Origin of the sequence: Rhizobium sp. OAE497 (assembly GCF_040546565.1) — a bacterium.
Taxonomy (GTDB): domain Bacteria; phylum Pseudomonadota; class Alphaproteobacteria; order Rhizobiales; family Rhizobiaceae; genus Rhizobium.
The window spans coordinates 67,384-87,309 of the sequence record NZ_JBEPOA010000002.1; the positions used below are offsets into that span (position 1 = coordinate 67,384).

A 19,926-nucleotide genomic window follows, 5' to 3' on the forward strand; every position below is an offset into this window, starting at 1 on the left:
CGCCCGCTCTTTTTGCCATGACCGATCTATCCGACACCAAGCCCGACAGCCGCCGTTCGCCAGTGAAGCTCTTTGCGCTCTGCGGCCTGATCCTCTTTGCCATGGCCGCATTTGTAGCCCTCGGCATCTGGCAGATCGAGCGGCTTTACTGGAAGCTCGACCTGATCGCCCGCGTCGACCAGCGCATCCATGCCGAACCGGTCGCGGCACCAGAAGGGCACAACATCAATCCCGCCGAAGACGAATATCTGCGCGTCAAGGCAACCGGCACGCTGGATAACGGCAAGGAGACCTTCGTCTATACATCGACGGAGCTCGGCCCCGGCTATTGGGTGATGACGCCGCTGATGCTGGCGGATGGCAATGCCATCCTGATCAACCGCGGCTTCGTACCCTCCGAAAAGCGCGATCCCAAGACCCGCGCCGAAGGGCAGCTCTCCGGCACGGTGACGATCACCGGCCTGCTGCGGCCGACCGAACCGAAAGGCTCGCTGCTGCAATCCAACGATCCCGCGACGGGATGGTGGTATTCGCGCGACGTCGCGGTGATCACCGCCGACAAGAGCGTCGCGAAGGCAGAGCCCTATTTCATCGATGCCGATGCGACGCCCAATCCCGGCGGTTCACCGGTCGGCGGGCTGACCCGCGTCGTCTTTCCAAACAGCCACCTGAGCTACGCGATCACCTGGTTCGCCATGGCGATCATGATGGCCGGGCTGCTTGTGGTCGTCATCCGCAGCGAGCTGCGCCGCCGCTAATCACATCGCCCGGCATTGCGGGAAGGCGCGGGCCGCGACCTCTTCCGCCGCGGCATAAGCCTGGCTGACAATCTCCGGCACCAGATCAATATCTGGCAGACTGCCGAGACCGAGCGGACCAATCGCAAAGATGCCATCCACAGCGGAACCATCTTCGAGATAGGGCTCGCCCCTCTGGTTCACGGCAATGCCGAGACCGAGCTCGTCGGGCATCGCCAATCCGGCAGCAAAGAGGCTCTCCAGCAGGGGCGCCTCAAGATCGGCAGCGCGGCAGCGGCAGTCGATGACCCGCTCTGCATGGATCACTTCCTCAGCGGCCGATCCCGCCGGCGTGAAGAAGATGCCGCTCAGTCCCTGCGCGCCCGGCAACGCCGCGGCGAAGGACGGTATTGCCACCGGCGAGCTCGCGCTTCAGACGCAGATACATGGCTTCGGGCAGGCGGTTGCGATGGCTGTCATAGATGGCACGCAGATGCCGGTTGAACTGCTGCTTCTGGCGCGCCGGCAGCGCCCGCCAGAGCGAGCGGGCATGTTTGCGCAAGCCGTTCATCACCGACTGCCAGCTGCGTCCCGCCTCCTCCGCCTCACGGCAGGCATTGCGGATAAAGCGCAGGATGTCAGGCAGGTCCTTCGGCAGTTCTTCTGCAGGGAAAACCGGCTCGGCGGAGTTCGGCGTATGGCTCTGCGGCAGGAATCCGTGCTTTGAGACGATGGTGATCTGACCGCCATAGCCTTCGTCGCGTAGCTGTAGCAACTGGTCGACGACGCGGATGCCGCTGCCGAGAAGAATCGTATGCGGGCGGCCAACGAGACGCTGGGCGCGCACCGGCGCACCTTCGCCGGAGAGCAGATCGGCCTGCGGGAGCCCGTAGCCGGTTGCCAGGAAAACAGTATCGAAGAGTGGATTGGCAGGGCCGGCATGTTCGAGAAGGAAGCGGTGGCCGTGGCTCCTGCGGATCGCCACGACGGGTTCGTGGCTGACCTGGACGGTGATGTCCTTGCGGGTGGCGAGCGCTTCGGAAAAGCGTTGGTAAACGTAATCGCTGAAAATTTCCTTGGGCACGAAGATCTGGCGGAATCCCGGGATCGCCGCGGGCACCGCAGCGCGGAACTCCGCGTTGCTACAGAGCCAGTCGTTGAAATCATCGGCATCCCCGGTCGAGACCGAGAGATCGCGAACGCGGGTGTTGAGGATCGCCGAGCGCCGGGCCGAAGACAGCGCCTGCCCGCCGCTGACGGAGGAATTGGGATCGAAGAGCTGCAGATGGAACGGTGTGCGAACCGTCTTCATCAGCGCAATCGCCGTCATCATTCCGGAAAAGCCGCGCCCGACAATGGCGATGCGCGGAATGGCGGAAGGCTTCGCCGCCGCCGCGGCCTTCGCAGAAAAAAGTCCTTGAACCGTCATCTCAACTCCTCGCGGTCATCGCCGCATCCGTGTCTCGATCAGGGTATCGACGCAGAAAAACGCGCTGCGTCGGCCAGGGTTCGCGCCGCCATACAAGCGGTTGTCCGGCACGCGCCGGAGGAAGAACTAGGGGAGCAACCGCTGCCGTCCATAGTCTATCAAACTGGTCGTGTATGAGAGCGGAAAATGATGCGGCTGGCAACCCCCTCGCCCGCGAAGCCCTCACGCGACATGCTAACCCGTTGATCCCGATGCGGACTTTCCCTTTTTTCGGCACACCGCCAAGGCAACAGTGATTTCCACCAGAAGGCGAACGGGAAGCAGGCTGTCTTTCACGCGCGCCCGCCGCCGGATTTTCCCCTCACGATAAAATAACCAGTTGGTGAATTCTTTACTTGAACGGCCGGATGGAATCGGCAAAAGTAAGCGTACTATCAATCCCTTCATGGAATTGCCGTCTTTTCGGGCCACCGTCCGGACACACACATCTATTTGGAATCATTACCGTGAGCAGCGATGCGTCTATGAGCGTCACGAAGCCTTCGGCTTCGCTGGCGAAAGCGACTGCGGCGGGCTGGGGTAAGGGCCTCTTTACGCTGGTCCGCATTACCGTCATGGCCTTCCGTCATCCCTGGCAGTCAGGTTTTGCGATCGGTGCGACGCTTGTCGCATCGACGTTTCAGCTGCTGATCCCCCGGCTTCTCGGCCAGGCCGTGGACCACACGCAGGTTGCATTGAGCGGCGGCACGGCCGGGCAGATGGCACAGGATGCGCTGTTGACGACCGCACTCATGCTGCTCGGCGCAAGCGTGCTGCGCGGCATCTTCACGATGATCCAGAACTACTATTCCGAGAGCGTCGGCCACCATATGGGCTACGAGCTGCGGCTCGCCTGCTACGAGAAGATCCAGCGCCTCTCCTTCAGCTTTCACGACACCGTCCATTCCGGCGATCTGATCACCGTCGGCCTTCTCGATCTCGAAGGCGTGCGCATGTATTTCTCGACGGCGCTCGTGCGTGTCTTCCTGCTGTCGATGCTGATCGGCATCGGTGCCTATATGCTGATCTCGACGGATGTGGTGCTCGGGCTTCTGGCGCTGTCCTTCGTGCCCTTCGTCGGCTGGCGGTCCTCGGTGACGCAACTGAAGCTGCGTGCCACCTGGCTGGAACTGCAGGAACGGCTCTCGGTCCTGACCCGCATCATGGAAGAAAATCTCGGCGGCATCCGCGTCGTGCGCGCCTTCGCCGCGCAGGATCACGAGATGGCGAAGTTCGAGGCTGCTTCGACCAATGCTGTCGAACTCGCCCATGAGCGCGTCGGCATCCGTGTTGCCAATACCAGCGCCATGACCTTCTCCTTCTTCACCTCGATGGGCTTGGTGCTCTGGGTCGGCGGCAGCAAGGTCATGTCCGGCGAGATCACCGTCGGGACGCTCGCCTCGTTCCTGACCTTCATGACCATCCTGCAGATGCCGGTGCGCCAGCTCGGTCTGATGGTCAATGCCTTCGCCCGCGCCTCCACCTGCGGAACCCGACTGTTCAACCTGCTCGATCTCGAGATCGCGGTGCGCGACGCGCCTGACGCGAAAGAGCTGAAGGTCACCGAGGGCACGCTGCGCTTCGAGCATGTCGAGTTCGCCTATCCGAGCTCCGAGATGCATCAGGTGCTCTACGATATCAGCTTCGAGGCCAAGCGCGGCGAGACTGTCGGCATCGTCGGCCCTCCCGGCAGCGGCAAGTCGACGATCGCGCATCTGATCCCGCGCTTCTATGACGTGACCCGCGGCAAGATCACCATCGATGGACAGGATATCCGCAAGGCGACGTTGCAGTCGCTGCGCCGTTCCGTCGCCGTTGTCCAGCAGGATTCCTTCCTGTTCACCACCTCGATCGAGAACAACATCGCCTATGGCGACCCCTGGGCGAAGGAACAGCGCATCGAGCGCGCCGCCGAAAGCGCCCAGCTGCACAACTACGTGCTGGGCCTACCGACAGGCTACGACACCGTCGTCGGCGAACGCGGCGTGTCGCTCTCCGGCGGCCAGCGCCAGCGCCTGTCGATCGCCCGCGCCCTGATGCTGCGGCCGGCTGTGATGGTCTTCGACGATTCGACCGCGGCAATCGATGCGGCGACCGAGCAGCGCATCCGCGCCGCCATGCGCAAATATGCCGCCGATCGCGTCACCCTCATCGTCGCCCACCGCCTGAGCTCGCTGATGCATGCCGACCAGATCCTCTTCGTCGAGGAAGGCCGGATCGTCGAGCGCGGCACGCATGCGGAACTGCTGGCCCTCGGAGGGCGCTACAAGGCGCTTTACGACCTGCAGATCCGGCCGGGTGATGAGGCGCTGAGTGCTTAACGATTGAGGGCGTGCCGTGGAGCCCCCTCATCCGGCTGCCGCCACCTTCTCCCCGTTGGGGAGAAGGGATGTGCCGTGTGGCCTCCATCTTCCCTTCTCCCCTCGGGGAGAAGGTGGCCCGAAGGGTCGGATGAGGGGGCCACAGGCACCACTGCTTTGGCGGCGGCCAAATAAAACAAATACGGGGCCTAAATGGCCGTGGGAGGAATGACATGGCCGAGGAGATGGAAACCGAGCGTCCGGATCCGCGAGAAGACGGCAGGCGGCCGCCGCGGGCGGTGGTCGGGTCGCATCGTGTCGAGGAGGAGATGTTCGGCAAGGCCTTCGACGGCAATATCGTCAAGCGCATCTGGGCCTTCGTTCATCCCTATCGCGACAAGATCGTCTGGTCTGTCGTCGCCGTGCTCACCTTCACGGCGATGCAGCTGACGATCCCGCTGATTATCCGTTACGCCATCGACCACGGCATGCAGCCGGGCAGCAATTCCTCGGCGCTGACCTGGGCGATCGTCGCTTTCCTCTGCGCCATCCTCGTCAACTATGCCGCAAGCTATGCGCAGGAGACGCTGGTTGGCGGCGTCGCCGAAAACGTGCTCTTCGACATGCGCAAGGCGATGTTCTCGCATCTGCAGCGCGTCTCGCTCTCCTTCATGGACAAGACGGAAGTCGGCCGCCTGATGTCGCGCCTGCAGGGCGACGTCAACTCGATGCAGGAATTCCTGGAAACCTCGGTTCTCTCGGTCGGCGATATCGCCCTGCTCTTCGGCATCGTCTTCGTGATGCTCTACCTCGACTTCAAGCTCGGTCTGCTGACGCTCTCCGTCCTCCCCGTGCTCTTTGTCGTGCGCCTGTTCTGGCTGCCGCTCGCCCGCAAATCCTTCATGGCAGCGCATGAGACTAATTCTGTTGCCGCGGGCGCCTTGGCCGAGGCCATTCATGGTGTCCGCGCCGTCCAGAGCATGGACCGCCAAGGCGTCAACTTCACCCTCTATGACGACAAGGCGCATGCCAACCTGCTGACCCACCTGACGGCGGCGCGTTACGCGCAGGTGATGGTGCCGATCGTCGACAGCCTGACGGGTGTCGCCATGGCGCTGGTCATCGTCGTCGGCGGTGCGCGGGTGCTCAACCAGGCGCTCGATGTTGGCGTGCTCGTCGCCTTCCTCTTCTATATCCAGCGCTTCTTCGACCCGATCCGCTCGCTGACACTGCAATATTCCGTCATGCAGCGCGCCATGGCATCCGGCCAGCGGCTGACCGAAGTGCTTGATGTGCCTGTCGATATCAAAGAAGCGCCGGGCGCCAAGGTGCTGTCGAAGGACATGGACGGTTCAGTCGAGTTCCGCGACGTCGTCTTCGGCTACAATCCGAAGCACCCGGTGCTGAAACACGTCAGCTTCCGGGTAAACCCGGGCGAGACTGTCGCGCTCGTCGGGCCGACGGGCTCCGGCAAATCCAGCTGCATGTCGCTGATCCACCGCTTCTACGATGTGCAGCAAGGCCAGGTCGTCGTCGGCGGCCATGACGTGCGCGAGTTGACGCAGGATTCGCTCGGCGACCAGATCGCCATGGTGCTGCAGGAGCCGTTCCTCTTCACCGGCACCGTCTTCGAAAACATCCGCTATCACAAGACCAAGGCCACCCGCGAGCAAGTGATCGAGGCGGCCAAGGCCGTCGGCGCGCATGATTTCATCATGCGGCTGCCGCAGGGCTATGACAGCATGCTCGGCGAACGCGGCGGCAATCTGTCGCTCGGCCAGCGCCAGCTGCTCTCCTTCGCCCGCGCGCTGGTTGCGGACGCGAAGATCCTGGTGCTCGACGAAGCCACCGCCAATATCGACAGCTACACCGAGATGCTGATCCAGAAGGCGCTGGTAAAGCTTCTCGAAAACCGCACCGGCCTCGTCATCGCCCACCGCCTCGCCACCATCCGCGAGGCCGACCGCATCATCGTGCTGCAAAACGGCGAGTTGATCGAGAGCGGCAATCACAATCAGCTGATGAAGAACGGCAAGCTCTATTCACGGCTCTACAATCTCAATTACGCTTCCTTCGACGATATCCCGGAAGAGGTGCTCGAGGAGACCGCCTCGAATAATTCGGCGACCTAGCGCATTGCCGATCGCCCCGGGTACGCCAGATTCGAATTAAAGAGGGAAGCGATGCCCGAGCCTGTCGAAAACGTGAAGATCACCTTGGCATCGCGGCCGTCGGGCGCGCCGGTGCCTGATAACTTCCGCCTCGAGCGGGCTGCCGCGCCGGAACCCGGCGAAGGCGAACTGCTGCTGCAGATCCTGTACCTGTCGCTCGATCCCTATATGCGCGGGCGGATGGACGACGCCAAATCCTATTCGGCGCCGGTCGCGCTCGGCGGCGTCATGGAGGGTGGCACGGTCGCCCGCGTTGTCAGCAGCCGTAACAGCAATTTCGCACCCGGCGATATCGTGCTCTCCCACTCGGGATGGCAGCTTTATGCCACGTCCAACGGCGACGGCTTGCGGAAGCTCGATCCCACGCAGGCGCCGGTCACGACGGCACTCGGCGTGCTCGGCATGCCGGGCTTCACCGCCTATGCCGGACTTCGCAATATCGGCAAGCCGAAGCCGGGCGAGACCGTCGTCGTCGCGGCTGCGAGCGGTGCCGTTGGATCGGTCGTCGGGCAGATTGCCAAACTGAGAGGCGCCAGAGCTGTCGGCATTGCCGGCGGGCCGGAGAAATGTGCCTTCATCCGCGACGAGCTCGGCTTCGATGTGGCGATCGATCACCACACCAAGGATTTTGGCGTCCAGCTCGCGGCGGCCTGCCCCGATGGGATCGATGTCTATTTCGAGAATGTCGGCGGCGCTGTCGCCGAGACGGTCTTTCCGCTCCTCAACGATTTCGCGCGCATACCGGTCTGCGGCCTGATCGCCCATTACAACAACGAACCGGCTGAAGGCCTCGACCGCCTGCCCGGCTTCATGCGCGCCGTGCTGCGCAAGAGCCTGACGGTGCGCGGCTTCATCCAGCGCGAATTCGTAGACCAGAGGCCCGACTTTCTCGCGGAGGCGTCGGCATGGATCGCAGACGGCCGCCTGAAATTCCGCGAGGACATTGTCGATGGGCTTGAGAATGCGCCCGAGGCTTTCATCGGCCTGCTGCAGGGCAAGAATTTCGGTAAGCTGATCATCCGCGTCAGCGAATAAGGGATCCTCAGCCGAAATCGCGGAAGCCCAACGCCTCTGCCTGGCGGGTAAATTCAAGCAGCGGCTCGTAGGCGGCATCGGACAGGATAGCGATATTCGTAAGCCCCAGCGTTTCGCGAACGGCCGCAAGCGATGGATCGGCGATTGCTGCCGATAATGCGTCTCTGAGGAGCGCGACCTGCTCATCGCTTGCGTCGCCAGCGGTGATGAACGGCAATCCCGGCCCAGCCGGTGTCTCGGCGATGACACGAATCATCTTCAGCCTCGCCGGATCGAACCGCCTGATATTGCCGAAGGTGATGCAATCGATCGAAGCGCAATCGGCCTGCCCGGCTGCAACCGCGTCGATACTGGCGCCGTGGCTGCCGGTCTGGACTACGCGGGCAAAGAACGGCCGCCCTCCGGCGAGCGGTGCGACAGCCGCCCGGAAAAGATTGGCGCCGGAATTGCTGTCTGGGCTGTTGATGGCAGCGATCTTGCCGCGCAGGTCCTCGATACCGCCGAACGGCGAGTCGCGCCGGACAATGATGAAGCTGCGCATCAGCGCACCGGAGCAGCCCGGATGGTTGTATTCCGGCGTGGCGACCAGGCGGACTTTGCCGCGCAGCCGCGTCACATAGGGATATCCGCAGGTCTGAGAAAGCAGGAGATCCGGCCGTAGCCACGCCTCGTCATAGGCGATATCCCGGCTGAGTCTCTCCGGTACGCCGGAGAGACCGGCCTCCAGAAGCTGCTCGCGGAGGAACGACCATAGGGCCTCCGTCGCCTCGGCGAGAGGTGCGGGCGTGACATACATGGCGATACTGGCAAGGCTCATCATTTGTCCAATATTGGCAACGGCGGGGCCATGCAACGGTGGTTCTTGCGCCCATGCCATCCCCCGAAAATGCCCGCAAATCCTGGGTTTTGCCGATAAATTGCGAAAGAAACGCAAAAGAGAGCAATTCAGCGCTGTCTAAGCCATTGATATATCAAGGCTCGGACGATAGGGTCTGCCGTCGATTTCAGACCAGCTGACATAAAAGGAACGTCAATGGCTACGGGTACCGTAAAATTCTTCAACGATGACAAGGGCTTTGGATTCATCACGCCGGAAAACGGCGGCCAGGATGTATTCGTCCACGTCTCCGCTCTGCAGCGCGGCAGCTCGCTGCGTGAAGGCGACAAGGTGAGCTACGAAGTCGGCCAGGATCGCAAGACCGGCAAGTCCAAGGCTGAGAACGTTTCGGTTCTCTAATCCCTTGAAATATCCGGCCCGTACCGATGCGGGCGGGCCGGAGATGATCATAGGCGACGATGGTTCGCCTTAGCGCAGCTAGTTATCCAGCTCCGCAAAATACTTCGCGCCCGCGTCGGTCAGAAGCGGTCGAGCGTCCTTCAGCGGCACACTCAGCATGTCGTAGGTGCAGGCGAAGATCACATGCGGCAGGCCCTGCAGCGTGAAGACCAGGCTATCCTGCGTGAAATAGACGGCGAGGTTCTGCTTGACGAGATCGTCATAGCCGCAATCCTGCTCGCTATCGGCATCCATCTTGTCGCGATGGCTATTCACATAGGCAGCAAGCTCATCATCCGGTCCCCAGGTGATGATCGCATCCTTCGCCGCCGTGGCGGGGTCGATAATGTTGCCGCTATCGTCCTTGGCAACCCAGCCCTTCAACAGCTTTTCCGGCACCAGCGCCTGGCCGGTGCGCGCATCGGCAAGCCGGTGATCGGTGAAATTGTCAGGATGCGCCCCACCGCAATAGAAGCTGCCGCTCTCGGAGATACCGATGAGACGCGGGCTGAGATGCTCGACCGTCACCTGGCCGCCGCCATCGAAGCCGCTCGTCCCCTCGCCATCGAAACCGGACCAGGCAAAGCCGAGATAGGCGCGCGACAGGCAGGTGAAGGCCGGGATTTCGAACTGCAGCCGCTGCTGGGCGAGATAGGCATTGATCGGCCCGATATCCTCGCCGCCAAGCGAGACGACGGTGGGATAGGCGAGCCCGACGCGGCTATCCTCATCCATGCGATAGCTCAGCTGACCGGCATTGGTGACCGGCCCTTCCTTCAACGGGCGTGAGACCTTGAGGAAGTCGTAGGGCAGGTCCTTCTCGGTAAAAACCGGCGGCTCCGGATGTCCGGACGGATAGTAGCCTGGATCCATCGCATCGAAGAGATCATCGGAATCGCGCAAGGTACGGCTGTCCTTCCGCTCCAGCTTTATCGGCAGCACCTTGCCGCTCTCGGCGTCCTTCCAGGTCCCGGCAAGACCGCCGGCGACATCGGCCTTCAGGCTCCAGATGGCGCCGATCGGCGCCTCGTCGACCTGCGTGTCATCCGCCTTCTTGCAGAGCTTCGGCGTGCAGGGCTTTTCCTCCTCAAGGGTCACGCTGCCCTTACCGTTTGCGGAAGCATGCAACGGTATGTCGGCTCCCTTCGCCATGTAGGAGTAACGCCCGGCCTCGTATTGGCCGCTGGCGCCATTGGCGAGCTCGACGATGATCGGCAGCTTGCCGATCGTGCCCGAGAAGGTGACGGCCTCGCCGGCAGCGGCAAGAGGCGCCGTGGCGACGAGGGAAAGGAAAGCCAAAGCCGCAACTCGCATGAAATCTCCTCGAATATCACCCGCTGGAAACGGTCCGATCTAGTCATCCCGCTTCGCCCGGCTCAAGCGAAATCGACGAAACCGCAGCCGAATATCGGCGGCGTCAGCCTCGTCGTCTCCTCCCGGCAACAGCCCCGCGTCGAGGCGCAACACTTTGCTAACCATAGGCTTTCGAAGGACGGAACGTGCGCCGGGTTCGCTCGTTTGCAGACTAGAAGAGGAGCCTTTCACCATGAGCGAGCGGCTGGAAAAGCAATTCATCACCCAGAAAGAACATCAGGACATCGTCGATTTCTACAAGAAGGTCGTGGCCTTTCAGCACCGCACGATTCGCGACCTGCGCGAGTTGATCGCGGTCAGGGATGGTCCGCGGGAGCCCGAGGAAGAATTCGTGGCGCCGCAGATCGAGACGCAGCCTGATAATGTGATCACCGTCGAGTTCAGACGGCAGCGCTAGCTGACCAGGCGGCAACGGAAGGCGGGGCTGCGGGCGATCTCGGCCCGCTCCTTGCCTATCGGCACGATGTCGATGACATCGGCCAACCTGAAGAGGTGGCGAACGCCACCAGCCTCGATGAGGATATCGCCGTGATCAACACGAAGATCGGTAGCAACAAAGTTCCGTTCGTCGCCGTCATCTATAATCGACACAACAAACACGACAGCCTCACCAGAGATCGACTTTGAGATTCTGTCCAATTTCGCGTCAATTCGTAAATATTATATGAGAAATTACTGATTAGACTTTGTAGTCGTCCCAAATCTTCGATGTCCTTGCCTTAGTTTTGCCACCGGCACGACATGCCGCCTTTACAGAGCGGTGGTAATCTCCTTCGCAAAGATGGAGATGATCATGCAAGATTTGACGATGTCCGAAGCCCTGAAGGATCCGCTGATCCGGCTGCTGCTGCGCGCCGACAAGGTGAGCCTGGGCGACTTTGCCAAGGTTCTGGAAACCGCTGCCAACGACCGCAATCGTCAGCTCGGCAGCAAGGGCAAGCAGCGGGAGCCGCTCGCCGCCTGATTGTTGGAAATCATTTCAGTGGTGGCTGTAGAGGCCCGGCTGGAAATCTTCCTCAGCGCGATCGGGAAACAGGGTTCTGCGCACCTGCTTCAGCCGCTGCACCTCATTCTGCTGCCGCAACAGAAGCTCGGCGGTCACATCCTTGAAAGCACCGCCGTCGGATTGGGCGACGCGAACGGTGCCTCCCTTCGACAGGAAGTCACAAAACGACTGCGCCGAGCGCAGATGGGTCGTTATCTCGACATAGCGATCATCAGTGACTGACACGCTTACCTCCTCGCTTTGACGTCAGCATTAACCATCAGTTTGGCGACTTCATGACTGCCGCCTGTGAATGGTCACCTATCTCTCCTTAGCGTCAGTTCAAGGGTTCCGTTTTCGCCTGCCTATGGTGTAAGACCTTGGATAGCGATGACATATTTGATCGGCTGACAATGCGCGCACCCCGCAGCTTGAACCCATCGAACTTGGTCGAAACCGGCTTGGGCGTCCTCGAATATGAGCTGGCGGCTGAACGCGCGAGTTCGCTTGGCCGCCAGGGATTGTCTGTCGAGCAGGCGCTCTTTTCGCTCAAGACAGCTGAAGAGAAGGGCGTGCCGGTAGCCGAGCGCGAGCAGCTCGTCGATACGGCAGCGCAGGCCGTCTGGGCGCTTTTCGTGCAGCGCGACATCTGCGGATTGCGCAACACCCGCGATGTCATCCAGCGTTACGGCATTCCCAACCACGTGCTTGCGCGTCTCGGCGCAGCCCCGCGGCGATAACCTGCCGCCCCACCAATCCCGAAATATCAATCCCGAGGAATATCGACGATGAGCATGACGAACTGGAAAGCCGACCCATTGGAATGGGGCAACGGAAAGCGGATCTTCGAGGTTTTTCTGGAGCCGACCTGCCCCTATTCCGTCAAGGCGTTCCGCAAGCTCGACGGCCTGCTGAAACTTGCCGGAGAGGATCGCATCACCATCAAGATCCGCCTGCAGTCCCAGCCCTGGCACATGTTTTCGGCTGTCATCGTCCGCGCCATTCTGGCGGCATCGACGCTTGAGGGCGGCAAGGAAAGCGCCAGGAAAGTGCTCGCTGCCGTCGGCGATCACCGCGAGGAATTCGAATTCACCCACCACGCCGGCGGCCCCAATATGGACGCGACGCCGAACGACATCCTCAAGCGGATCGCCAATTACAGCGGCCTCCAGCTCGCCGAAGCCTTCGCGATCCCCGATCTCGACCGCGAGATCAAATGGCATGCCAAGTATGCCCGCCAGAACGGCATCCACGTCTCGCCCACCTTCATGATCGATGGATTGGTGCAGCCCGATCTCGGCAGCGGAGACGAGATCGAAGTCTGGGCTAAGAAGCTTGTGGGGTGAGAGCGCCTGACAGGCGCGAACCGATTGACGCATGAAGCAGCCATCGAGAAGTCAGAAAGCGAGAAAGGCGTTCACGGCAAAGCTCATTGCCGGGATCGGCGGCTTTGCGGCCGCAGCGCTTTCGCTCGGCCTGTCGGTCTATCAGGCGCGGACGGCGGGCGAGATTGCGACGGTCGCGCCGGGCACATCGGTCGATAGCGGCCAGTGGAATGTGACGCTCTATTCGGCGCAGATTTCGAGCGAAATGCCTGACGGCTCGCGCATCCCCGACGGCAAGAAGGCGCTTGTCGTTGAGGCGGCGCTGGAGAATATCACAGAGGAAAGCTCGAACCTCTACAGGAAAACGATCAGGCCGGATCTGGCGGATGCGCCGGAGCCGCAATTCTACCTGACGCGTGATCGGGGAACGCTCTGGGATCTGCAGCCGCTGATGCCCGAGAAGATCGCTGTCGTCTGGCAGGTGCCGGCCTCGCAGAAACTGCCGGACAGGCTGAGCCTCACCATTGCCGGAACCACTTACAAGGCGAAGGACAATCTCTATGCGGCGCCCGGCTGGTTTCCGGCGAGCGATGTCGCCAAGGTCGAGCTGCCGCTTTGGCAGCAGGGAGCGGCACAATGATGCGGCTCCTCACATCGCTGTTGCTGGTCGTCGCCGCCTTTGCCGTGCTGGCATTTCTGCATTCGACCACGCCGTCCTATGCCGTGCTGACCGGCCCGCTCGAAACCTTCGGTCCGCAGCGCCAGACAGTCGAAAGCGACATCTTCAGCCTCAAGGCCAAGAAGGTCCTGCGGACAAAAACCCTCGCCTTCAAGCGGTATGGCAGTCCGGTGTCGCTCGATACGCAAGGGATTTTCGTGATCGTCACCGCCGATGCAGAGACGAAGCACGAGACCATGCCGCTTCGCGCCGCGGCGATCGAGGGCGCGTCTGGCCGGCTTTACCGGCAGACCCACCGCGCCGATGGCGCGCCGCAGCTTTTCAGCGACAAGACGCTGCAGCCCGGCCTTCCGGCCAGCGGCCTCTTCATCTTCGAGATGCCGGAAGAGGAAACCGCCGGCATGACCCTCATCGTCTCGCGCCAACCGGGACCGCAGCTCGACGCGGAGATCCACATCCGTCTCGATCAGAACGGCATCGAGACACGCAAGATTGCGGAGATCGGCGAAAATGGGCTCTAGAACCGAACGCCGCTTCCGTCTGCTGTCCATTTGCGCGCTTCCGGTCCTGCTGGTTGCCAGCTACGGCGTGTTTGCCTGGCGCAATATCGAGGACTATGTGCAGCGCAACGAGCTCAGCATTCGCGAGAATAGCGAGCAGAAGGCCTATGCCGGTGCCCTCTGGAGACTTGAAAAGGTCCGGCTGATCGGCGATGGCCGCGATACCAAGGTGACCTTTCCCGGCGAAAGGCGGCTGCTGATCGTTCGCCTCGCTGCAAAGGCGGAAGGCGAGATCGGCGATGGCTGGTTCGATTGCACGATGTCGCTGACCGACGGCAGCGGCCGGCAGTGGGCGCCGCTCGATTTCATCTCCTCCGACACGATCAGCCGCACGCTCGATCCACAGGCAAAGCCGGTCGAGGGATGCGCAGCAGCATCCCGCCAGCCGCCGGCCAGGGATGCCGAGGGCGAGATCGAGGAAAAATTCGTGATCCCTGCCAGCGCGGCGCAGTCGCTTCAGGCAAGGCTGAGTTTTGCATCGACGCGGCCGGAGGCTCTGGCCCTGCCGCTCGGCTTGCGGCAGAACTAACTGGCGCTGCGCCGCCACTCGCGGCCCTGCGCGAAACCGATTTCGAGCGCCGCGGCAAGCAGGCAGATTTTCACCGGGACGACGAGAACGCCGACATCCCCGGGCGCGCTCGGGCTTCCGAGAAACAGCGATATCCCCTGCGAGATGATCTGCCAGGTGTGAAAGTCGCGGGGACCGATCAGATTGGCAGTTCCATACCAGGCCCAGGCAGCCGCCCAATCCAGCACCCTGTAGAGTACGATGACGCTGAGGGCCAAGGCGAGACCGGAGCCGATCGCCAGCCCGATGCCTTCCGCCAGCGCCCTGTAGCGCTTCGCCGTCCCGGCGATGAAATGGGCAATGAAATCGCGGATGAAGGAAGGCAGCCCGTCCCAGCGCGACACGATGCGGGCGATGCGCCCCTCGCTCATCGGCCGCTCGCCATTGATATCATAGCCGTAGATGATTGCGGCGAGCGTCAGCCACACCGCCGGATAGACGGCATAGAAGAACAGGTTGCGGATTTGGTCATAGGTGCTGATCGACGCCGCTTCCGCCGTCGGCGAAAAGACTGTCGCGGCGATCGCGTTTCCGATGGGATCGAGCGTAGCAAATAGCTGGCCGATTGCCTCCGGCAGGTGAGCGACCCAGGCCCTGATCTCGTCTTCCCAGCTTGAAATCACATAGAGACCTATGAACGCCCAGTTGGCGTCGCAGACGACGATCACCAGCGGCCAGACCGGCGACTTCGAGCGCTTGTGCATCGCCTTGGCAAACCGGCGCACCGCCCAGGCGATGGCAACCGAGGCGATGAGCCAGGTGCTTGTCGAAAATTCCAGAATATTTGCGTCCTCGCCGAACATCGTCAGGTCGAAGGAGAGTTTCGAATATTCACGGATCGTATCGCCGAGAAGACCCCAGGCCGTGTAATAGGCGAAGAACGGCAGGAGCGTCAGCGCCAAAGCCGAGGTGAAGCCGGAAGCTCCGGCATCCGAGCCCTTCGCTCTCTCCGGCCGCGCCTCGGCAGCGCGCGAGGCGGCATCGAGCGCGGGGAGACCCGGCCTTACCGTCTGGAACAGGGCAACGATGATCACGAGTTTGAGGAGAACGACGAAGGCGAGCATCGACAGGCCGGCGATGCCGTTCAATCGCCCAAGCATCACGGCCATCTCGTTCAATACAGCGTTGCCGATGACACCGAGCAGCCAGAGCGCCATCAGTTGCGGCCAGAACCGCCACAGAAGACGAAGCGTCAGAGAGGGAAGCCGGAAGAGCGGGCGCACCGGCGAAGTGCTGTCCTGAACGAGCGCGGTCATGCCTGTGATACTAACCGGCACACCGGAAAACGCCACCCCGCCTATCGATTTGGCGAGGAGCGGAGATAGTGGCGCGGCGGGCCGACGGTGGCGCGCTCGATGAGCCTGACGGACATCCCCACGCGCCGCACCCTGGCATCCGGGTTCAGCGCCCTTTCCTTCAGGATTTCCCAGCCAACGCGTCCGAGCTCCTCGCGCTCGATCCTCATCGTCGTCAGCGGCGGGTTGCTGTGCTGGGAAATCGAGATGTCGTCCATGCCGATGACCGAGAAATCGCGCGGGATGCTGTGGCCGCGCCCGCGCAGCGCATCGACCACACCGAGCGCCATGATGTCGTTGCTGCAGACGAAAGCCGTTGCCTTCTCGAAGCGGCCCTTCTGCATGGATTCGATCAGGGCCTTCGAGGTGTCCGGCTCGAGAATGCCGGCGGCCGTCAGGTCGAACAGATGCCGTTCGGGATCGATCGCAATGCCCGCTTCCTGCATGGCATCGCGAAAGCCGTCGAAGCGCTCCTTGAGCGAGGTCCTGAACAGACGGCTGACATGGACGATCTCGGTATGCCCCTCAGACAGGAGCCGCGTCGTCGCCAGCCATCCGGCCGAACGGTTATCCGGCAAGACGCAGGAGATCCGCATCGTCCGGTCGATACCATTGACGATGACAGCCGGTGCCCTGCTTCTGACGACCTGCTCGATGAGGACGGGATGATCGAGCCCGACGAGCAGAAGGGACGCGCCTTCGGCCGCAAGCAGGTTCTCGACATTGACGCTTCCGGTCTCGATATCGGGCGTCAGCAGATTGACCTTGGCATCGATGCCAGCCTCGCGCGCCGCATCGAGCGCGCCCTGAATGACGCCTTCGTAGAATTTCGAATTGAGATAGAGCGCCGCCGTCGTCACCACGGCAAGCCCCGAAGGAAAGGCCTCGGCCAGATCGTTGTTCCTGTGCCGGTAGTCGAGACGCGCGGCCGCTTCGAGGATGCGCTCGCGGCTTTCGTTGCCGACGCCGGAGCGGTTGTTGAGCGCCTTGGAGACCGACGCAATCGAAACGCCGGCGGCTTCGGCAATATCGGCAATTCTCGATCTGCGTGACATCGGACTCTCCTCGCATTCCATCTAGCACGAGAAAAGCGCCCTTCACCAGAGAGGAAGAAATTTTCGTTCTGTACGAAATTTTTCTTTCCTGCATCACATTTTCGTTTATCGTTGCCCTGTCGCCGCATCAAGCGGGCGGCATTGACCTGGGAGGGGAAGATGCTGAGACGAAGGGAATTTATCGCAAGCGCACTCGCGGCAGCGGTCATCGACATTCCACGCGCCATGGCGGCGGAAGAATCGCTGCGGGTCTTCTGGTGGGGAAATCCCGACCGTGCGAAACGGACCGGCGAGGTCATCAAGCAGTTCGAAGCCGCCACCCCCGACGCGAAATTCGTCGGGCAGGTCGCCACGTCGGACTATTGGGTGAAGCTCGCGACGATGGTTGCCGGCCGCAACGTGCCCGATGTCTTCGCTCTGGAACCGGTGACCTTTGCCGATTATTCGCGCCGCGGCGCGACGCTCGATCTTTCACCGTTCCGCGACAGTATCATCGCCTCAAAGGATTTCTCGCCCGGCGCCCTCGATCTCGGAACTGTCGACGGCAAGCTGACGGGCATACCGACATCGCTGAACGCCGCCGCGCTCATCGTCGACAAGACTGCCCTGGAGAAGGCGGGCGTCCCCGCGCCCACGGCGGCCACCACCTGGGAGCAATTCAAGACGATCTGCACCGATTTCAAGAAGGCGGCGGGTTCCGGAAATCTCTTCGCCGTCGGCAACGGCGCGCGCTACAGCTTCGTCTTCGAGGTCTGGCTGCGCCAGCGCGGCAAGACGCTGTTCACGCAGGACGGACATCTCGGCTTCGAAGAAGTCGATGCGATCGAATGGTTCGACTATTGGGACCAGATGGCCAAGGCGGGCGCATGCGTCACCGCCGACATCCAGGCGCTCGACAAGGGCAATATCGAGACGAACCCGATCGCCAGCGGCAATGCCGTCATGGCTTTTGCTTACTCCAACCAGCTTGCCGGCTACGGCGCGCTTGCAAAATCCGAGATGTCGATCGGTTCGCTTCCGGTACAGGATGCCGGCGGCCCGGCGGGGTTGTTCTACCGCCCCTCGACGCTATGGTCGATCTCACCCTGGTCGAAATCGCCGGAGACGGCGGCCAAGTTCATCAACTTCTTCGTCAATGACACCAATGCCGGACATGCGCTCGGAACCGAGCGCGGCGTGCCCGTGAATACCAAGATCCAGGGTGACGTGGCGGCTACCGGCGACAAGATCTCGAAGCAGACGATCGACTATATCGCCTCACTGAAGGACCGGGTCGGGCCCTATCCGCCCGCCATCCCGATCGGAGCTGCGGAATTTTCGCAGCAGGTTTTGACGGCAACGGCCGACAGCCTGGCCTTCGAGCAGATTTCGCCGTCCGACGCCGGCAAGCAGCTGATGTCGGAAGGCAAGCGCATACTGGGCGGCTAGACCGCAACGGGACGATCATGGATCAGCGAAACAATCCCAACCCGGCCGTGGATAAAGAGGATGAAGCACGCCGGCTGCAGTTCCTTCCCTGGGAACATGTGGCCGGTGACCTGCTTCATCCCGCGCATCTGGCACGCAAGGCGGCACTCCAGAGGGCGTGCGGCGCTGAACTGGCGGAGACGGCCTACATTGCCGAGCATGCCGCCGTCTTCACCGAGAGGCTCAAGATGGGCGAGCGGTCCTGGATTGCCGGCCATGCGCTGGTCAGGGGCGACATCACCTTCGGCGATGATTGCACCGTCAACCCCTATGCCTGCATCTCCGGAAAAGTCGCCTGTGGCAACGGTGTCAGGGTCGCATCGCATGCCTCGATCGTCGGCTTCAACCATGGCTTCGATGACACCAGCCTGCCGATCCACCGCCAGAAAGTGACGACCACGGGCATCACGATCGGCGACGATGTGTGGATCGGCGCCAATGCCGTCATTCTTGACGGCGCAATCATCGGCAGCGGCGCGGTGATCGCCGCGGGCGCCGTCGTCGCCGGCGAGATCCCGCCGATGTCGATTGCCGGCGGCGTACCGGCGCGCGTCATCCGCAAGCGCGGCGCCCCCTCCCGCCTCTCCGCTTCCGGCGGCATCGAGGACCGGCTTCAGACGCTCGGCAGCAAGGCGCAGGCGCAATGGCCCGAAATTCTCGGGCGATGGAAAACCGCCGAAGCCTATGAATCTCTGGAAGCCGACGGCATCAGCCGCCCGGCCGCCCGGCATCTCAACGATGCGATCGAGATTGCCGCAGGGTTCGGGGCATTTCCGCCGGGTCTCGATGCGACGGCGACGATCGAGCTTCTGCAGGACCTGCAGGACGAGGAGACCGGTCTCTTCCCTGACAAGAATACACCGCGGGATCGCCCGCTCCGGCAAGACCCAAAGGCGCTTTATAACGTCCTCTCGGTCGGCTACGCGCTCGAAGTGCTCGGATCGCGTCCGCGCCAGCCTATCCAGGCGGTGCAGATCGATGAGACCGAGCTCGACCGGTGGCTTTCAGCTCTGCCTTGGAAAACATCGGCCTGGAGCGCCGGGAGTGTCGTCGATGCCATCGGAACGGCGATGTATTTCAACGCCCGCTATTTCAACGTCGAGCAACCGCGCCAGGCACTCTTCGATTGGCTCACTCGCCATATCAACAAGGCGACCGGCCTTTGGGGCGAGCCCACAACGCTCGAAGGCTGGCTGCAGCCGGTCAACGGCTTCTACCGCCTGACCCGCGGCACCTATGCGCAATTCGGGGTTCCGCTTCCGAACCCGCAGGCATCCTTCGAAACGGTGCTGCTGAACTACCGCAATCACGAGGGTTTCACCGGCGCCAAATATACCGCGTGCAATCTCCTCGACACGATCCACCCGTTGCTGCTGATCGCGCGGCAGACCGATTACCGGCGCGGCGATGGCGAAGAGATTGCGCGCAAGGTTATCGTAAGAGCGCTTGATCGATGGCAGGATGGCGAGGGTTTTGCCTTTGCCGACGGCAGCCCGGCTAGCCTTCAGGGCACCGAGATGTGGCTCTCGGTCGTTCATCTCGCCGCCGACTATCTCGGGCTTGCTGGCGCCTTTGCCTTCGTTCCCAAAGGTGTCCATCGTACCGAAACCGTCGGCCTCGGGCTTTAGGCG

The 19,926-nt window shown here is 62.1% G+C and carries 20 protein-coding genes and 1 pseudogene; 14 read left to right on the top strand and 7 right to left on the bottom strand.

The window, feature by feature from the left end:
• Positions 1-17 precede the first annotated feature (17 nt).
• Entirely contained in the window at positions 18-758 is a 741-nt protein-coding gene (locus tag ABIE40_RS19835; RefSeq protein WP_199625433.1) for an SURF1 family protein, read from the top strand.
• Here the strand turns inward: ABIE40_RS19835 and ABIE40_RS19840 are convergent.
• Positions 759-2,166, bottom strand: a pseudogene (locus ABIE40_RS19840) (FAD/NAD(P)-binding protein). It lies immediately after the preceding gene.
• A 395-nt stretch (positions 2,167-2,561) separates the two neighbouring features.
• On the opposite strand from ABIE40_RS19840, the gene ABIE40_RS19845 reads away from it, so the two are divergent.
• The 3 genes from ABIE40_RS19845 (at position 2,562) to curA (ending at position 7,711) form a co-directional block, all read left to right on the top strand.
• Positions 2,562-4,526, top strand: coding sequence for an ABC transporter ATP-binding protein (locus ABIE40_RS19845; protein ID WP_199625435.1), 1,965 nt, complete (start codon positions 2,562-2,564; stop codon positions 4,524-4,526).
• Between the two features lie 212 nt (positions 4,527-4,738).
• The gene (locus ABIE40_RS19850) at positions 4,739-6,637 is read left to right on the top strand and encodes an ABC transporter ATP-binding protein (protein ID WP_199625436.1); all 1,899 of its coding nucleotides are present in this window, start codon (positions 4,739-4,741) and stop codon (positions 6,635-6,637) included.
• A 51-nt stretch (positions 6,638-6,688) separates the two neighbouring features.
• A complete protein-coding gene (gene curA, locus ABIE40_RS19855; RefSeq protein ID WP_199625437.1) occupies positions 6,689-7,711 on the top strand; it encodes an NADPH-dependent curcumin/dihydrocurcumin reductase in 1,023 nt (340 codons plus the stop codon).
• Between the two features lie 7 nt (positions 7,712-7,718).
• On the opposite strand, the gene ABIE40_RS19860 is transcribed toward curA, so the two are convergent.
• Positions 7,719-8,528: a phosphate/phosphite/phosphonate ABC transporter substrate-binding protein gene (locus ABIE40_RS19860; protein WP_199625438.1), complete on the bottom strand. Its 810-nt coding sequence runs from the start codon at positions 8,526-8,528 to the stop codon at positions 7,719-7,721.
• Between the two features lie 216 nt (positions 8,529-8,744).
• Between ABIE40_RS19860 and ABIE40_RS19865 the strand changes: the two genes are divergently transcribed.
• A complete protein-coding gene (locus tag ABIE40_RS19865) occupies positions 8,745-8,948 on the top strand; it encodes a cold-shock protein (protein ID WP_112712366.1) in 204 nt (67 codons plus the stop codon).
• A gap of 78 nt (positions 8,949-9,026) precedes the next feature.
• On the opposite strand, the gene ABIE40_RS19870 is transcribed toward ABIE40_RS19865, so the two are convergent.
• A complete protein-coding gene (locus tag ABIE40_RS19870) occupies positions 9,027-10,301 on the bottom strand; it encodes a hypothetical protein (RefSeq protein ID WP_199625439.1) in 1,275 nt (424 codons plus the stop codon).
• Positions 10,302-10,533: 232 nt separating this feature from the next.
• On the opposite strand from ABIE40_RS19870, the gene ABIE40_RS19875 reads away from it, so the two are divergent.
• Positions 10,534-10,758: a hypothetical protein gene (locus ABIE40_RS19875; protein WP_130280000.1), complete on the top strand. Its 225-nt coding sequence runs from the start codon at positions 10,534-10,536 to the stop codon at positions 10,756-10,758.
• On the opposite strand, the gene ABIE40_RS19880 is transcribed toward ABIE40_RS19875, so the two are convergent.
• Positions 10,755-10,961 carry a hypothetical protein gene (locus ABIE40_RS19880; protein WP_112712372.1) on the bottom strand — a complete coding sequence of 69 codons (207 nt, stop codon included), beginning with the start codon at positions 10,959-10,961 and terminating at the stop codon, positions 10,755-10,757. The two genes, ABIE40_RS19875 and ABIE40_RS19880, sit on opposite strands and share 4 nt — an antisense overlap.
• A 181-nt stretch (positions 10,962-11,142) precedes the next feature.
• On the opposite strand from ABIE40_RS19880, the gene ABIE40_RS19885 reads away from it, so the two are divergent.
• Positions 11,143-11,325 carry a hypothetical protein gene (locus ABIE40_RS19885; RefSeq protein ID WP_449097664.1) on the top strand — a complete coding sequence of 61 codons (183 nt, stop codon included), beginning with the start codon at positions 11,143-11,145 and terminating at the stop codon, positions 11,323-11,325.
• A 15-nt stretch (positions 11,326-11,340) separates the two neighbouring features.
• Here the strand turns inward: ABIE40_RS19885 and ABIE40_RS19890 are convergent, their stop codons facing one another.
• Entirely contained in the window at positions 11,341-11,592 is a 252-nt protein-coding gene (locus ABIE40_RS19890) for a hypothetical protein (protein WP_112712374.1), read from the bottom strand.
• A gap of 161 nt (positions 11,593-11,753) precedes the next feature.
• Here ABIE40_RS19890 and ABIE40_RS19895 point away from each other — a divergent pair, with 161 nt between their 5' ends.
• From ABIE40_RS19895 to ABIE40_RS19915, 5 genes are read left to right on the top strand one after another with little or no spacing between them, the layout of a single operon-like run.
• Positions 11,754-12,086, top strand: a complete 333-nt coding sequence (locus tag ABIE40_RS19895) for a DUF6665 family protein (protein ID WP_199625880.1) — start codon at positions 11,754-11,756, stop codon at positions 12,084-12,086.
• Between the two features lie 48 nt (positions 12,087-12,134).
• Positions 12,135-12,692, top strand: a complete 558-nt coding sequence (locus ABIE40_RS19900) for a DsbA family protein (protein WP_199625440.1) — start codon at positions 12,135-12,137, stop codon at positions 12,690-12,692.
• A gap of 31 nt (positions 12,693-12,723) precedes the next feature.
• Positions 12,724-13,311, top strand: a complete 588-nt coding sequence (locus tag ABIE40_RS19905) for a hypothetical protein (RefSeq protein ID WP_199625441.1) — start codon at positions 12,724-12,726, stop codon at positions 13,309-13,311.
• Entirely contained in the window at positions 13,308-13,871 is a 564-nt protein-coding gene (locus ABIE40_RS19910; protein ID WP_199625442.1) for a hypothetical protein, read from the top strand. Before ABIE40_RS19905 ends, ABIE40_RS19910 begins: the two co-directional genes overlap by 4 nt.
• Positions 13,861-14,439, top strand: a complete 579-nt coding sequence (locus ABIE40_RS19915; protein ID WP_199625443.1) for a hypothetical protein — start codon at positions 13,861-13,863, stop codon at positions 14,437-14,439. The genes ABIE40_RS19910 and ABIE40_RS19915 overlap by 11 nt, the downstream gene beginning before the upstream one ends.
• Here ABIE40_RS19915 and ABIE40_RS19920 read toward each other — a convergent pair.
• Positions 14,436-15,734 (bottom strand): hypothetical protein, encoded by a 1,299-nt coding sequence (locus tag ABIE40_RS19920; protein WP_199625444.1) that lies wholly within the window; start codon positions 15,732-15,734, stop codon positions 14,436-14,438. The two genes, ABIE40_RS19915 and ABIE40_RS19920, sit on opposite strands and share 4 nt — an antisense overlap.
• A 41-nt stretch (positions 15,735-15,775) precedes the next feature.
• Positions 15,776-16,828, bottom strand: coding sequence for a LacI family DNA-binding transcriptional regulator (locus ABIE40_RS19925; protein ID WP_199625445.1), 1,053 nt, complete (start codon positions 16,826-16,828; stop codon positions 15,776-15,778).
• 159 nt (positions 16,829-16,987) lie between these two features.
• Here ABIE40_RS19925 and ABIE40_RS19930 point away from each other — a divergent pair, with 159 nt between their 5' ends.
• Together ABIE40_RS19930 and ABIE40_RS19935 are read left to right on the top strand one after the other, a co-directional pair.
• A complete protein-coding gene (locus tag ABIE40_RS19930) occupies positions 16,988-18,256 on the top strand; it encodes an ABC transporter substrate-binding protein (protein ID WP_199625446.1) in 1,269 nt (422 codons plus the stop codon).
• A gap of 17 nt (positions 18,257-18,273) precedes the next feature.
• Positions 18,274-19,923: an acyltransferase gene (locus ABIE40_RS19935; RefSeq protein ID WP_199625447.1), complete on the top strand. Its 1,650-nt coding sequence runs from the start codon at positions 18,274-18,276 to the stop codon at positions 19,921-19,923.
• Positions 19,924-19,926: the final 3 nt, after the last annotated feature.

Excerpts from the sequence above, each read along its gene's own strand:
- ABIE40_RS19870 (WP_199625439.1), bottom strand. The coding sequence starts at position 10,301 with ATGCGAGTTGCGGCTTTGGCTTTCCTTTCCCTCGTCGCCACGGCGCCT.
- ABIE40_RS19910 (WP_199625442.1), top strand. The coding sequence starts at position 13,308 with ATGATGCGGCTCCTCACATCGCTGTTGCTGGTCGTCGCCGCCTTTGCC.
- ABIE40_RS19905 (WP_199625441.1), top strand. The coding sequence starts at position 12,724 with ATGAAGCAGCCATCGAGAAGTCAGAAAGCGAGAAAGGCGTTCACGGCA.
- ABIE40_RS19915 (WP_199625443.1), top strand. The coding sequence starts at position 13,861 with ATGGGCTCTAGAACCGAACGCCGCTTCCGTCTGCTGTCCATTTGCGCG.
- ABIE40_RS19885 (WP_449097664.1), top strand. The coding sequence starts at position 11,143 with ATGGAGATGATCATGCAAGATTTGACGATGTCCGAAGCCCTGAAGGAT.
- curA (WP_199625437.1), top strand. The coding sequence starts at position 6,689 with ATGCCCGAGCCTGTCGAAAACGTGAAGATCACCTTGGCATCGCGGCCG.
- ABIE40_RS19860 (WP_199625438.1), bottom strand. The coding sequence starts at position 8,528 with ATGAGCCTTGCCAGTATCGCCATGTATGTCACGCCCGCACCTCTCGCC.
- ABIE40_RS19935 (WP_199625447.1), top strand. The coding sequence starts at position 18,274 with ATGGATCAGCGAAACAATCCCAACCCGGCCGTGGATAAAGAGGATGAA.
- ABIE40_RS19920 (WP_199625444.1), bottom strand. The coding sequence starts at position 15,734 with ATGACCGCGCTCGTTCAGGACAGCACTTCGCCGGTGCGCCCGCTCTTC.
- ABIE40_RS19900 (WP_199625440.1), top strand. The coding sequence starts at position 12,135 with ATGAGCATGACGAACTGGAAAGCCGACCCATTGGAATGGGGCAACGGA.
- ABIE40_RS19835 (WP_199625433.1), top strand. The coding sequence starts at position 18 with ATGACCGATCTATCCGACACCAAGCCCGACAGCCGCCGTTCGCCAGTG.
- ABIE40_RS19875 (WP_130280000.1), top strand. The coding sequence starts at position 10,534 with ATGAGCGAGCGGCTGGAAAAGCAATTCATCACCCAGAAAGAACATCAG.
- ABIE40_RS19865 (WP_112712366.1), top strand. The coding sequence starts at position 8,745 with ATGGCTACGGGTACCGTAAAATTCTTCAACGATGACAAGGGCTTTGGA.
- ABIE40_RS19925 (WP_199625445.1), bottom strand. The coding sequence starts at position 16,828 with ATGTCACGCAGATCGAGAATTGCCGATATTGCCGAAGCCGCCGGCGTT.
- ABIE40_RS19850 (WP_199625436.1), top strand. The coding sequence starts at position 4,739 with ATGGCCGAGGAGATGGAAACCGAGCGTCCGGATCCGCGAGAAGACGGC.
- ABIE40_RS19930 (WP_199625446.1), top strand. The coding sequence starts at position 16,988 with ATGCTGAGACGAAGGGAATTTATCGCAAGCGCACTCGCGGCAGCGGTC.